This window comes from Phenylobacterium sp. GW823-FHT02A09, from assembly GCF_058797775.1.
In genome coordinates this window covers 370,580-382,398 of record NZ_JBXAJZ010000002.1, presented here as the reverse complement: position 1 = coordinate 382,398, position 11,819 = coordinate 370,580, and the positions used below count along the sequence as shown (strand labels likewise).

14 protein-coding genes are annotated in these 11,819 nt (G+C 70.1%); 7 read left to right on the top strand and 7 right to left on the bottom strand.

The annotated features are described in order from the left end of the window. Nucleotides 1-26 precede the first annotated feature (26 nt). Nucleotides 27-830 (bottom strand): alpha/beta fold hydrolase, encoded by an 804-nt coding sequence (locus AC1Q87_RS09025; protein ID WP_492608627.1) that lies wholly within the window; start codon nucleotides 828-830, stop codon nucleotides 27-29. 56 nt (nucleotides 831-886) lie between these two features. Further along, a complete protein-coding gene (locus AC1Q87_RS09020; RefSeq protein WP_492608626.1) occupies nucleotides 887-1,318 on the bottom strand; it encodes a PaaI family thioesterase in 432 nt (143 codons plus the stop codon). Between the two features lie 77 nt (nucleotides 1,319-1,395). Between AC1Q87_RS09020 and AC1Q87_RS09015 the strand changes: the two genes are divergently transcribed. Together AC1Q87_RS09015 and AC1Q87_RS09010 are read left to right on the top strand one after the other, a co-directional pair. Continuing rightward, nucleotides 1,396-1,947, top strand: a complete 552-nt coding sequence (locus AC1Q87_RS09015) for a TetR/AcrR family transcriptional regulator (protein WP_492608625.1) — start codon at nucleotides 1,396-1,398, stop codon at nucleotides 1,945-1,947. 57 nt (nucleotides 1,948-2,004) lie between these two features. Beyond that, nucleotides 2,005-2,694 carry a VIT1/CCC1 transporter family protein gene (locus tag AC1Q87_RS09010; RefSeq protein ID WP_492608624.1) on the top strand — a complete coding sequence of 230 codons (690 nt, stop codon included), beginning with the start codon at nucleotides 2,005-2,007 and terminating at the stop codon, nucleotides 2,692-2,694. A gap of 62 nt (nucleotides 2,695-2,756) precedes the next feature. Here AC1Q87_RS09010 and AC1Q87_RS09005 read toward each other — a convergent pair whose 3' ends face one another. After that, nucleotides 2,757-2,966: a cold-shock protein gene (locus tag AC1Q87_RS09005; RefSeq protein WP_269627887.1), complete on the bottom strand. Its 210-nt coding sequence runs from the start codon at nucleotides 2,964-2,966 to the stop codon at nucleotides 2,757-2,759. Nucleotides 2,967-3,218: 252 nt separating this feature from the next. Here AC1Q87_RS09005 and AC1Q87_RS09000 point away from each other — a divergent pair, with 252 nt between their 5' ends. Further along, nucleotides 3,219-3,398 carry a hypothetical protein gene (locus AC1Q87_RS09000; RefSeq protein ID WP_492608623.1) on the top strand — a complete coding sequence of 60 codons (180 nt, stop codon included), beginning with the start codon at nucleotides 3,219-3,221 and terminating at the stop codon, nucleotides 3,396-3,398. A 12-nt stretch (nucleotides 3,399-3,410) separates the two neighbouring features. Here AC1Q87_RS09000 and AC1Q87_RS08995 read toward each other — a convergent pair whose 3' ends face one another. From AC1Q87_RS08995 to AC1Q87_RS08985, 3 genes are all read right to left on the bottom strand, one after another. Continuing rightward, nucleotides 3,411-4,922, bottom strand: a complete 1,512-nt coding sequence (locus tag AC1Q87_RS08995; protein WP_492608622.1) for a M20/M25/M40 family metallo-hydrolase — start codon at nucleotides 4,920-4,922, stop codon at nucleotides 3,411-3,413. A gap of 82 nt (nucleotides 4,923-5,004) precedes the next feature. Further along, on the bottom strand, nucleotides 5,005-5,355 hold the full coding sequence (locus AC1Q87_RS08990) for an endonuclease domain-containing protein (protein WP_492608621.1): 351 nt from the start codon (nucleotides 5,353-5,355) through the stop codon (nucleotides 5,005-5,007). A gap of 150 nt (nucleotides 5,356-5,505) precedes the next feature. Continuing rightward, nucleotides 5,506-6,714: a CaiB/BaiF CoA transferase family protein gene (locus AC1Q87_RS08985; protein ID WP_492608620.1), complete on the bottom strand. Its 1,209-nt coding sequence runs from the start codon at nucleotides 6,712-6,714 to the stop codon at nucleotides 5,506-5,508. Nucleotides 6,715-6,818: 104 nt separating this feature from the next. Here AC1Q87_RS08985 and AC1Q87_RS08980 point away from each other — a divergent pair, with 104 nt between their 5' ends. From AC1Q87_RS08980 to AC1Q87_RS08965, 4 genes are all read left to right on the top strand, one after another. After that, entirely contained in the window at nucleotides 6,819-7,409 is a 591-nt protein-coding gene (locus AC1Q87_RS08980; protein ID WP_492608619.1) for a DUF4142 domain-containing protein, read from the top strand. A 235-nt stretch (nucleotides 7,410-7,644) separates the two neighbouring features. Then, the gene (locus AC1Q87_RS08975) at nucleotides 7,645-8,328 is read left to right on the top strand and encodes a fumarylacetoacetate hydrolase family protein (RefSeq protein WP_492608618.1); all 684 of its coding nucleotides are present in this window, start codon (nucleotides 7,645-7,647) and stop codon (nucleotides 8,326-8,328) included. Then, nucleotides 8,325-8,966 (top strand): maleylacetoacetate isomerase, encoded by a 642-nt coding sequence (gene maiA, locus AC1Q87_RS08970; RefSeq protein ID WP_492608617.1) that lies wholly within the window; start codon nucleotides 8,325-8,327, stop codon nucleotides 8,964-8,966. The genes AC1Q87_RS08975 and maiA overlap by 4 nt, the downstream gene beginning before the upstream one ends. Further along, nucleotides 8,959-9,582, top strand: coding sequence for a carbonic anhydrase (locus AC1Q87_RS08965; protein WP_492608616.1), 624 nt, complete (start codon nucleotides 8,959-8,961; stop codon nucleotides 9,580-9,582). The genes maiA and AC1Q87_RS08965 overlap by 8 nt, the downstream gene beginning before the upstream one ends. Before the next feature lie 142 nt (nucleotides 9,583-9,724). Here AC1Q87_RS08965 and pbpC read toward each other — a convergent pair whose 3' ends face one another. Further along, nucleotides 9,725-11,761, bottom strand: a complete 2,037-nt coding sequence (gene pbpC, locus AC1Q87_RS08960; RefSeq protein WP_492608615.1) for a penicillin-binding protein 1C — start codon at nucleotides 11,759-11,761, stop codon at nucleotides 9,725-9,727. Nucleotides 11,762-11,819 lie beyond the last annotated feature (58 nt).

Sequence of the window (11,819 nt, the reverse complement as noted above, 5' to 3'; positions counted from 1 at the left end):
CGCGCGATCGCCACCGCGCAAGCGGCCTAGTCCGCGGCGTTCAGGAACGTGATCATGTCGCGTACGGCGGCGCGGTCCTGGATCATGAACATGTGGCCGCCGTCGTAGAAGCGCAGCTCCGCGCCCGGGATCCTGCCGGCCAGCCGCTCCAGCGTCGCGGGCAGGGCGATGCCGTCGAAGCGGCCGCCCGCCACCAGCGTCGGGGCGGCGATCTCTCCCAGCCGTTCCCAGGTGTCGTGGTCGGCCCGCGCCTCCAGCTGGCGATGGGCGCCCTGCGCGCGGCCGGGCTCGTCCGCATACGGATCGGCGGCGGTCATGGCGATGATCTGGGCGTAGAGCTCGCCATTGGCGGCCGCCCAGGCGTCGTCGCGGCGGGTGTCGGAGATCGGGGTCAGGTGCCTGGCCCGTTCCTCGCCCTTCAGGTGCTCGATCTCGTGAAACGCGAACGAGGCCCCGCCCTCGCCGCCCGGCGAGGTGCAGGCCAGCACCAGCCGGCGGATCTTGCCCGGATGGCGCAGGGCCAGCTCCTGGGCGACCATGCCGCCGAACGACACGCCGATGACGTGGGCGCTCGGCCAGCCCTGGCTCTCCATCAGCGCCGCGGCGTCGTCGGCATAGTCGGCCATGGTGTAGCGCACGTCCGGCTTGTCCGACTGGCCCAGCCCGCGCTGGTCGTAGCTGATCATGTCGAACGCCTTCGGGAACGGCCCGTCGAACTGGTTCGGCTTCACCCGCAGGTCGCCGCCGGTGCCGGAGATGAACAGCAGCGGCTCGCCGGCCCCCGCACGCTCGAAGTAGAGGTTGAGGCCGTTGACGGCGGCGATGGGCATGGCGCTTTCCCCGAAGCTTGTTCTTGGCCCCATGGGCGGCGCCATGCCCGTGGTCGTCAACCGATCTCGATAGGAAGGACGATCTGCTGCCCGTTGACGCGGGCGATCAGTTCGCCGTCCTCGCGGCGGAAGTCGGCCTCCGCCGTAACGAGTCGCTTGCTGGCTGCGGTGACCCGACCCTCGATCAGCAGGGGGTGCGCCCGGCCGACCTTTACGAACTGCATCTGAAGATTCACCGTCCGATAGCTCGCCCCATCGGGCATCACGGTCATGGCCGTAAACGACAGGATCTGGTCGCCCAGGGCCGCCAAATAGCCGCCGAACAGCGAGCCGTCGCTGTTGAGGACTGAGGGATCCGGTTCCCAGCGCTTGCGCACCCAGCCAGGCCCCCACTCCTCGCACAGGCCGAGCTTCAGCGTGGTCACCACGGGTGGCGGGTTGTTTTTCCGGGTGGTGATCAGGTCGAGCTGGTCGGTCCAAAAGGTCATGGAAGCTGTCTCTCGTTGGCGTGGCGTCCACAATCCGAGCTAGGCTCAGGTTTGACGACTCGCTTTCCGGAGGCCCGATGGCCCGTCCCGCGCAACCGCAACGCCGCGCGCCGAAACAGGCCCGCGCCCAGGCCACCCGCGAGGCCATCTTCCAGGCCACGGCTCAGATTCTGGAGAGCGAGGGCGAGGCCCGGCTGACCACCAACCGCATCGCCGAGGTCGCCGGGGTCAGCGTCGGCAGCCTCTACCAGTACTATCCCAACAAGCAGGCGATCCTCATCGACATGGCCCTGGCCGAGAACGCCAAGGTCCGCGCCGCCATCGCCGCGGCGACCACGGACCGCTCGCGCGTGGCCATCCGCGCTCAGATCGGCATCTGGGCCGACCGGCCGGCCACCCGCCGCGCGGCGCTCAAGGCCATGCTGACCGCCGACGCCAGCCGCTCGCTGGCGGCCCAGAGCGAGGAAACCCTGGCCCTGCTCGAAGGACCCAGTCGGGCCGAGCTCGACCACTTCGTCAGTTCGCGCGCGGTGCTCGGCGTGATCCGCGCCGCGGTGCTGGAGGGCTATCCCCACCTGCACGACCCGCGCTTCGAGGACGCGCTCGTCGCGCTGGTCGCCCGCGACTGACGCGTTTACGCCGGCCCGCGAACCGTGCAGCGTCGTCGCGGACGAGGAGGGCGGCGCATGACGCAGATGCAGGGCGAGCCGATCGCGCGGATCGGTTGGCTGCGGGCCGCGGTGCTCGGGGCCAATGACGGCATCGTCTCCACCGCCAGCCTGATCGTGGGAGTCGCCGCCGCCGCCCAGGGGCGCAACGAAATCCTCATCGCCGGCGGCGCGGCGCTGGTCGCCGGGGCGATGTCGATGGCGGCCGGCGAGTACGTCTCGGTCAGCTCCCAGCGCGACACCGAGAAAGCCGCGCTCGAGGCCGAGCGCCGGCAGCTGGCGGCCGAGCCCGAGGCCCAGCTGCGCGAGCTCGCCGGCATCTACGAAAGCCGCGGCGTCGCGCCGGACCTGGCGCTGCAGGTCGCCCGCCAGGTCAGCGCCCACGACGCGCTGGGCGCCCACGCTCGGGCGGAACTCGGCCTGTCGGAGATCACCACCGCCCGCCCGATCCAGGCGGCCTTCACCTCGGCGGTCACCTTCTCGGCCGGCGCCGCCCTGCCGCTGGTCGCCTCGCAGGTCGCGCCGACGGCCTGGATCGTGCCCGCCGTCGCCGGCGCCTCGCTGGTCTATCTCGGCGCGCTCGGCGCGCTCGGCGCCTGGGCCGGCCGCGCGCCGATGCTGCGCCCAGTGGTTCGCGTCACCTTCTGGGGCGCGGTGGCCATGGCGGTCACCGCAGGGGTCGGAGCCCTGTTCGGCGTGGCGGCCTGACCACGAAAAACGGCCCGGCGCAGGGTGCGCCGGGCCGTCGATCTTGCGTAGCTGAGGTCGGCTTAGACCGCTTGCAGCTGGCCGGCCGAGTTCTTGCCGCTGCGCTTGTCGCGCTCCAGCTCGAAGCTCAGCTTCTGGCCCTCGTGCAGGGTGGCCATGCCGGCCCGCTCCACCGCCGAGATGTGCACGAACACGTCCGCGCCGCCATCGTCAGGCTGGATGAAGCCGAAACCCTTTTGGGCGTTGAACCACTTAACGACACCAATAGTCATGTTGTCCCTTTCCGGGCATGAGTTCTCGCGCCCAGAACGGGTCGCAAGATCAAATTTTCGGAGAGGTCCGAAGGCAATTGTGAAGCTGATCTCTCAAGTAGAACTAGCGCCACGGCAGCGAGCCAAAACGACATTTGACCAGGACAAATTGAGGGAAATTTTCGCGGACGGCAAGAAATATATGGAAAATTCGCCGCCCGCCCCCGGGTATGCTATGGCTTGCCGATGCAAAAAGGTTTGGAACGGGCCGTTTTGACGGTCGCATTTCGTGACGGCGTCTGGGCCGTGGAGTTGGACGGCGACACCTTCGGGCACTCGCCGGACAAAGACATCGCCAAGGCCGCCGCCAATCGCCGCGCGCGGCAAGAGCAGGACGACGGCCGCCCCTGCCAGGTCCGGGTCAGCGGCGAACTCGGCTTCTTCGCCTCCTAGCCGCCCCGGCGGTCAGGCGATCGAAGCGATCTCGTAGAGGAAGTCGGCGTAGCCCACGGTCGCGCCGACCAGACCTTCGACCTTCGGGTTCGAAGACTCGATCACATAGTACTCGTTCGGCGCATGGGCCCCGCTGCCGTGGCCCAGCCCGAACTGTCCAGCCGGCAGGCTGACGGGGGCTGAGGTGAACACCGCCCCGGGCCAGGATCCGGCCAGCCGCGGATAGAGGCTGATCGGCACGCCGGCCTTCTTGTAGGTGGCGATCTCGGCCTTGATCAGGCGGCTGTTCTCGTCGGTCTCGGTCGGGTCGTAGCCGCCGCTGACATTGACCTCGATGTCGGTGAAGCCGCGCTTGTCCAGGTGCGCGCGCAGCTTGGCGACCGTGTCGTCCTTGGTCTGATTGGGCACCAGCCGCATGTCGATCTTGGCGGTCGCGCGGCCGGGCAGGATGGTCTTGCCGCCGGGCCCGGTATAGCCGGCGACCAGTCCCTCGATGTTCACCGTCGGCTGGCTGGCCAGCCGCTCCAGCGACTGCTCCCAGGGCATGTCGTCGATCCACCGGTCGACGCCCATGGCCTTCTTGGCGTCGGCCTCGCTCATCTGCTGGGCGGCCAGGCCGATCAGCTCCTTCTCGCGGGCGGTCAGCGGGCGGACCTTCTCGAAATAGCCGTCGATCGCCGGGGTGTTGCCGTCCGGCGTCACCAGGCTGGTCAAAGCCTGGACCAGGCGCCAGGCCGGGCTGTCGACCCGCGCCTTCTCGCTGGAATGGATGTCGGTCTTCGGGCCGCGGCCCCACTTGGCGCCGCTGGCGATCAGCTCCAGCTCGACGACGCCCTTGGCGCCCAGGTTGACGCTGACCCCGCCGTTGCTCGGGCTCTGCCAGCCGGCCGGAATGATCACGCCCTCGCAGCGCTTCAGCGCGGCCAGCACCTTCGGCTGGGTGACGATCTGCCGGAAGTTCGGGCTGCCGATCTCCTCCTCGCCCTCGCAGACCAGCACGATGTTGACCGGCGGCTTCTTGCCGGCCGCGCGGATGGCGTGCAGCGCGGCCAGGAAAGTCGCCTCAGGGCCCTTCTGGTTCACGGCCCCGCGCCCGACGATGACCTTGCCGAAGCCGGGCTTGTCGACGATCCGCGCCTCAAGCGGCGGGCTCGACCATTCGGCCGGATCGTATTGCTTCACGTCGTACATGAAGTAGATGCCGATGGTCCGCTTGGCGCCGACGTCCAGCGTCGCGAACACGCCCGGAAACCCGGCGGTCGGCACCTTCTCGACGTGCTGGAAGCCGGCGTCCCTGGCCAGGGCCATCATGTAGTCGCAGCCCTTGTCCATGTCGCGGTTCTCCGCAGCGATGGAGGGCAGGGCGATCCACTCCTGGATCCGCTTGACCGAGGCGTCGTAGCCTTTCTCGGCCGCCAGCCGGATCGGCGTCACGTCCCCGCTCTGCGCGAAGGCGAGGCCGGGCGTGAACAAAGTGGCGGCCGCCCCGCCGGCCAGCAGCGTGCGGCGGTTCTGGATCAACATGCGGAGCCCCCTGAAACTTCTGCGAGCATAGGAGCCGCAAATTCGCCCTCCCACAAGATGCTCCCCCGCGGGGGGAGGGGACCTATGGCTCTAGCGCCTGGCGAATGGTCGCGACCGCATCATCGACGTCGTCGAGCACCAGCTCGGCCGGAAGCCGCACCGTCGTGACGCCCTGCTCGGCCAACCAGGCGTCCCGCTCTACGTCGCGCTCGGGCCGTACGCCGGTTCCGTGGCTGTATCCATCCACCTCGACACACAGCCGGGCGCTGTCGCAATAGAAGTCGAGCACATACGGCCCGACGGGGTGCTGCTTGCGGAAATGCAGGCCGTCCAGCCGACGGCTCTTGATCGCTTTCCAGAGCAGGACCTCCGGCAACGTCATCGCCTTCCGCAGACCAAGCGCCAACCGCCGGGTTCGTTCGGGCGCTTGCATCAAAGTCCCCCTCAGTCGGCCTGCGGCCGCCAGCTCCCCCAGAGGGGGAGCATCTGAAGAGGATGGATGCGATGTGACGAGGTCAAGATGCTCCCCCGCTGGGGGAGCTCCCGGCGCAGCCGGGTGAGGGGGGCTTTAAGTTTTGGGGCCCTAGACCACGCCCTTCGCGCGCAGTCCGGCCACGTCGTCGGCGCTGAGCCCCACCTCGGCCAGCACCTCGTCGGTGTGCTGACCCAGATCCGGCCCCGGCCAGCGCACCGCGCCGGGCGTCTCCGACAGCTTCGGGAAGGCGTTCTGCATCTTCACCTTGCCGAACACCGGATGCGGCAGCTCCACGATCGCCTCGCGGGCCTGGTACTGCTCGTTCTCCAGCATGTCCGGGGCGCGGAACACCCGGCCGCAGGGAATGCCGCTGGTCTCCAGGTGATCGATCAGGTCGGCCAGCGTCCAGCCCGCGGTCCAGGCGGCGATGATCTCGTCCAGTTCCTTCTGGTTCACCCCGCGCGCCGCGTGGCTGACGAACTTCGGGTCGGCGGCCAGGTCGGCCCGGCCCATCGCCTCGGCCAGCCGCGCGAACACCGTGTCGCCGTTGCCGCCGATCAGGATCATCTCGCCCTCCGCGCACGGATAGACGTTCGACGGCGCGATGCCGGGCAGGATCGAGCCCGAGCGCTCGCGCACATAGCCGGTCAGGTCGTATTCGGTGACCAGGTTCTCCATCACCGCCAGCACGCTCTCGTACAGCGCCGCGTCGATCATCTGGCCGCGGCCGGTGCGCTCGCGGGCATGCAGGGCCATGGTGATCCCCATCACCGCGTGCATGGCGGTCAGGCTGTCGCCGATCGAGATCCCGGCCCGCGCCGGCGGCCGGTCCGGCTCGCCGGTCACGTGCCGCAGGCCGCCCATCGCCTCGCCGATCAGGCCATAGCCGGCCCGCTTGGCGTAGGGGCCGGTCTGACCGAAGCCCGACACCCGCGCCACGATGAGCCGCGGATTGCGGGCGCTGAGCGCCTCGTAGCCCATGCCCCACTTCTCCAGCGTGCCGGGCCGGAAGTTCTCGATCAGCACGTCGGCCTGGTCGATCAGCTTGGTCGCGATCTCGCGGCCTTCGGGCGTGCGTAGGTCCAGGCCCACCGAGCGCTTGTTGCGCCCGATCACCGGCCACCACGGCGACAGCCCCTTGGGCAGGCTGCGGCCCCACTGGCGCATCGGGTCGCCGGTCTTGGGATCCTCGATCTTGACCACGTCGGCGCCGAAATCGCCGAGGATCTGGCCGCAGAACGGCCCGGCGATCAGGGTCCCCATCTCGACGACCTTCAGCCCTTGCAGCGGGCCGGTGTTGGCGGCGGCGTCGGTCACGTTTGCTCCCTCCCCGGAACGGATCACGCGTCCGTGAGTTCTGGACCCGTGCGCTGTCCGTTGGACCTGCGCCGATCATTCTAGTCAATCGTAAGGAGGGTTTGATGACCCGTAACCTGCTGATCGCGGGCGCGGCTATTGCTGCCATTTCGCTGGCCGCTTGTGGGCAGAAGACCGAAACCAAGGGTGCGGCGACCCCGGCCGAACAGGCTGCGACGCCCGACGCCAATCCGGCCGCGACCGTGATCACGCCGTCGAACGAGGCGGCCGCCCCCGACTTCGTCGCCAAGGCCGCGGCCAGCGACATGTTCGAGGTCGAGGCCGCCAAACTGGCCGCCACCAAGGCCAAGAGCCCCGAGGTGAAGAAGTTCGCCGCCGACATGGTCACGGCCCACACCAAGACCACCGAGGGCCTGAAGAAGGCGATCGCCGAATCCGGCCAGACCGCCCTGGCGCTGCCGACCGTCCTGCCCAAGGACCTGCAGGACAAGCTGACCGACCTCGGCAAGGCCGACAACTTCGACAAGGCCTACATGGACAATCAGGTCGACGCCCACCAGGCGGCGCTGGACGTCCTGCAGCGCTACGCCCAGGACGGCGACGTCCCGGCCATCAAGGCTTTCGCCGCGACCACGGCCCCGACGGTGCAGCAGCACCTCGACAAGGCCCGCGCCATCCGCGACGCGGTGAAGTAGCGCCTCAACGTGTCATCCCGGAAGGCGCGCAGCGCCTGTCCGGGCCCCATGGACACCTGATCTGTCAGGTGGCGCGCTGCGCCCGCGGCGCGAATGGGTCCCGGTCTTCGGCCTTTGGCCGAAACCGGGATGACACACGGTTGGCCTCATAAGAGCTCGCCCCTCCCGCAAAAACCTCCCATGTTCCCACTACGGCAGGGTTCACATCGCCCTTTCCCAGGCGTAAGGCGGCGCCATGACATCCTATGTCCTGCCGCCCCCCGCTCCCGCCTCCGTGCCCGTGGAGGGCGAGACGGCGGTGTTCCCGGTCCGGCGCATCCTCTGCGTGGGCCGCAACTACGCCGCCCACCGCCGCGAGATGGGCGGCGACGACCGCGATCCTCCGTTCTTCTTCGCCAAGCCGGCTGACGCGATCGTCCCGCCGGGCGGGCAGGTCCGCTATCCACCGGCGACCTCCGACCTGCATCACGAGATCGAACTGGTCGTGGCGCTCAAGGGCGGCGGCGCCGACGTGCCGGTCGATCAGGCGCTGTCGCTGGTCTACGGCTACGCGGTCGGCGTCGACCTGACCCGCCGCGATCTGCAGAACGCCGCCAAGGCCAAGGGCCATCCCTGGGACGCCGCCAAGGGCTTCGACGCCTCGGCCCCGATCTCGGCGATCCGCAAGTGGGACGCCGCCCCGCCGCGGGGCCGCATCGCGCTCACCGTCAACGGCCAGGTCCGCCAGGAAGGCCAGGTCGCCGACATGATCTGGAGCCTCGCCGAGGTGATCGCCGAGGCCTCCAAGCTCTGGACCCTGGCGCCCGGCGACCTGATCTTCACCGGCACCCCCGAGGGCGTCGGCCCGATCGTCCCTGGCGACGTCGTCGAGGGCGAGGTCGAGGGCGTCGCTAAAATTCGCTTCGAGGTGATCGGATGACTTTTGTCCTGCACAGCGCCTGGCGCGCCACCGCGCCCTATCGCGTCCGCATCGGGTTGGCGCTGAAGGGCGTGGATTATGACTACGCCGCAGTGAACCTGCTCGCCGGCCAGCAACGCGAACCCGCCTACCGCGCGGTGAATCCGCAAGGTCTGACCCCGGCCTTGGACATCGGCGGCCGGGTCCTCACCCAGAGCCTGGCGATCCTGGAGTGGCTTGAGGAAACGCACCCCGATCCGGCCATCCTTCCGAAGGACCCGCTCGACCGCGCGAGCGTGCGCGCCATGGCCGGGATCATCGCCTGCGATATTCACCCGCTGAACAACACCCGCGTCGGCCGAAAGCTCGACAAGATGGGCATCGACCAGGCGGGCATCCTCGAATGGACCCAGGGCTGGATCGTCGACGGCTTCTCGGCGCTGGAGCCGATGGTCGCGCGCCATGGCAAGGGTTTAGCCTTTGGCGATACGCCGACCATCGCCGATTGCTGCCTGGTGCCGCAGGTCTATTCGGCCCGCCGTTTCCAGGTGGACCTCACGCCCTTCCCGGCGATCGTCGCCGCCGCCGACAAGGCGGCTCAACACCCGGCCTTCGCCGCCGCCCATCCCGATCGCCAACCGGACGCCGTGCATGCTTGAGGACCTGAAGGAAAACAACCGCCGCTGGGCGGCTGGAAAGCTCTCCGTCGACCCCGGCTTCTTCGAACGCCTGGTCGCCCAGCAGAGCCCCGAATATCTCTGGATCGGCTGCTCCGACAGCCGCGTCCCGGCCAACGAGATCGTCAATCTCGATCCGGGCGAGCTGTTCGTGCACCGCAACGTCGCCAACCTCGCGCCGCCGCAGGACGCCAACTACCTGTCGGTGCTGCAGTTCGCGGTCGACGTGCTGAAGGTGAAGCACATCATGGTCGTGGGCCACTACGGTTGCGGGGGCGTCGCCGCCGCCGTCGACGGCAAGCGCCGCGGCCTGGTCGACCACTGGCTGCACCCGATCCGCGAGGTCTACGCCGAGCACCGCGACGAGCTCGAGATGCTGCACGACCACGAGCGCATCGACCGGCTGATCGAGCTCAACGTCATGCGCCAGGTCCGCAACGTCGCCTCCGACGTCTTCGTGCAGGACGCCTGGGCCCGCGGCCAGAACCTCAGCGTCCACGGCTGGGTCTACTCGATCGCCAACGGCCTGGTCACCGACCAGAACTGCACCATCAGCGGCCCCGTCGACCTCGACAAGGCCCGCGACGAGGGCCAGTAGGCCGACGATGCTCCCCCGCTGGGGGAGCTGTCAGCGAAGCTGACTGAGGGGGACGTTGACTCAAGCTGCCTCGAGAGCAGTCCCCCTCCGTCTCGGCGCTGTGCGCCGATCCACCTCCCCCAAGAGGGGAGGATCTGTTCGCCTACTTCACCCGCACCCGGGCGCTGGCCTTGCGGCCCGCCTCGTCGACGACCATCAGGCGGTAGAAGCCCGGCCCCGTCGGGCGCCAGATCGTCCGTCCACTGACGGGATCGGCGGCCAGCGGCTCGCCGGCGACGTACCAGCTCAGGCCCTCGCCGCCGGCGGCGAGCACCAAGCCCCGCGAAGCTGGCCCGAACGCCTCGACCTGCACCGTCGACCCGTTGGGCGGGAAGATCAGCCGCGGGCCCTGGTCGCGTTGCTCCAGCCGGGTCAGCGCCGACGGCGCGCCGCGCGGCGCGATCGGCCGCGGCGCGCTGGCCGGGGCGTCGATCAGGTCGGCGGCGTCGAACAGCAGCGGCAGCGCCGCGTCGCGCCCGGTCAGCCCGCCGCGCGCCCCGCCGTCGGCGCGGCCGGTCCACACCACCACCACGTAAGGCCCGACCACCCCGGCCGCCACCGCGTCGCGGAAGCCGTACGAGGTGCCGGTCTTGAAGGCCATCACCGGTCGGCCCTTGGTCAGGGCCGCCGCCGTCGCGCCGGCCGGGGGCGGGGTCTCGCGCAGGATCGCCAGCACCTGGTCGGCGGCCTCGGCCCGCATCAGCCGCCGTCCGCCCTGGTTTTCACGCCGCGCCGCCTCGTCCTGCGTCCAGGCCAGCGGCTTGGCCACTCCGCCGTCGCCCAGCGCCGCATAAAGCACCGCCAGGTCGCGCAGGGTGATCCCGACCCCGCCCAGCGCCATGGCCAGGCCCGCCTCGCGCGTCTGCGCCTTGGGCCGCACCAGGTTGACCCCGGCGCCGTCGATCCGCGCCTCGAACGCGGCGGGCCCGACCTTGTCGAGCAGCTCCACCGCCGGGACGTTCAGCGAATAGGTCAGCGCCTCGCGCGCCGTGACCTTGCCGCGGAAGATGCGGTCGAAGTTCTCCGGCTGGTAGTCGCCGAACCGCCTGGCCGCATCGTCGATTTGGGTGTCCGGCGCGGCCAGCCCGTCGTCGAACGCGAAGCCGTAGATGAAGGGCTTTAGCGCCGAGCCGGGCGAGCGCACCGCCCGGGTCATGTCGATCCAGCCGCCGGGCCGCGCCAGCCCGCCCGAGCCGACCGCTCCGCGCACCGCCCGGCCCTTGATCTCCACCACCAGGATCGCCGCCGTCGCTTCGGGGCCCTGGCTCTGGGCGACCCGTGCGGCCAGCGGCTCCAGCCGCGCCTGCAGCCCCGCGTCCAGCGTGGTTAGCACCGAGGCCTCGCTCACTGGCGCCGCCCGCGCCAGTTCGCCGGCGACGTGCCAGGCCAGGGCCGGGAACGGGCTGCGGCCGGGCAGGGGCTCGTCCTTGGCCTCCGCCGCCGCGGTCTCGCTGAGGATCCGGGCGCGGATCATCTTGTCCAGCACGGCGCGGCGCGCCGCCCGCGCGTTCTCGGGACGCAGGTCGGGCCGGCGCGCCTCCGGCGACTGCGGCAGCGCGATCAGCAACGCCTGCTCGCCGTCGGTCAGGGTCTCCGGCTCATGGCCGAAGTAGGACAGGCTGGCGGCCCGCACCCCCTCCAGATTGCCGCCATAGGGGGCCAGGGTCAGGTACAGCGCCAGGATCTCGCGCTTGCTGAGCCGCGCCTCGATCTGCACGGCCCGCACCATTTCGATCAGCTTGGCGGGAATGGTCCGCGGCCGCGGCTCCAGCAGCCGCGCGGTCTGCATGGTCAGAGTCGACGCCCCCGAGCTCACCCGTCCCGACGCCGCCGCCGATCCCGCCGCCCGCGCCACCGCCAGCGGGTCGACGCCCGGATGCATCCAGAACCGCGCGTCCTCGATCTGCACCAGCCGCTTCTGGAAGCTTTCGTCCGTCCGCGTCAGGTCCGCGCGGATCCGCCAGCGCCCGTCCTCGACCGGCAACGCCCGCAGCCAGGCGCCGCGCCGATCCAGCGCCACCGGCGAAGACCGCTCCGCCCGCCCCATGTCCGGCGGCAGCGCAGCGTCCAGCACGAACACCGCGACCTCGACGCCAAGCAGCGCGGTCAGGCCGAGGGTGAGACGGCGCACGCTCCTCATTGCTCCCCCGCTGGGGGAGCTGTCGGCCGCATGGCCGACTGAGGGGGGCTTTGACTCC

Bases quoted from the DNA above. Each gene is read 5' to 3' on its own strand.
- AC1Q87_RS09025 (WP_492608627.1), bottom strand. From the start codon at position 830: ATGCCCATCGCCGCCGTCAACGGCCTCAACCTCTACTTCGAGCGTGCG.
- maiA (WP_492608617.1), top strand. From the start codon at position 8,325: ATGACTTTTGTCCTGCACAGCGCCTGGCGCGCCACCGCGCCCTATCGC.
- AC1Q87_RS08965 (WP_492608616.1), top strand. From the start codon at position 8,959: ATGCTTGAGGACCTGAAGGAAAACAACCGCCGCTGGGCGGCTGGAAAG.
- pbpC (WP_492608615.1), bottom strand. From the start codon at position 11,761: ATGAGGAGCGTGCGCCGTCTCACCCTCGGCCTGACCGCGCTGCTTGGC.
- AC1Q87_RS08995 (WP_492608622.1), bottom strand. From the start codon at position 4,922: ATGTTGATCCAGAACCGCCGCACGCTGCTGGCCGGCGGGGCGGCCGCC.
- AC1Q87_RS09010 (WP_492608624.1), top strand. From the start codon at position 2,005: ATGACGCAGATGCAGGGCGAGCCGATCGCGCGGATCGGTTGGCTGCGG.
- AC1Q87_RS09020 (WP_492608626.1), bottom strand. From the start codon at position 1,318: ATGACCTTTTGGACCGACCAGCTCGACCTGATCACCACCCGGAAAAAC.
- AC1Q87_RS08990 (WP_492608621.1), bottom strand. From the start codon at position 5,355: ATGCAAGCGCCCGAACGAACCCGGCGGTTGGCGCTTGGTCTGCGGAAG.
- AC1Q87_RS09005 (WP_269627887.1), bottom strand. From the start codon at position 2,966: ATGACTATTGGTGTCGTTAAGTGGTTCAACGCCCAAAAGGGTTTCGGC.
- AC1Q87_RS08975 (WP_492608618.1), top strand. From the start codon at position 7,645: ATGACATCCTATGTCCTGCCGCCCCCCGCTCCCGCCTCCGTGCCCGTG.
- AC1Q87_RS08980 (WP_492608619.1), top strand. From the start codon at position 6,819: ATGACCCGTAACCTGCTGATCGCGGGCGCGGCTATTGCTGCCATTTCG.
- AC1Q87_RS09015 (WP_492608625.1), top strand. From the start codon at position 1,396: ATGGCCCGTCCCGCGCAACCGCAACGCCGCGCGCCGAAACAGGCCCGC.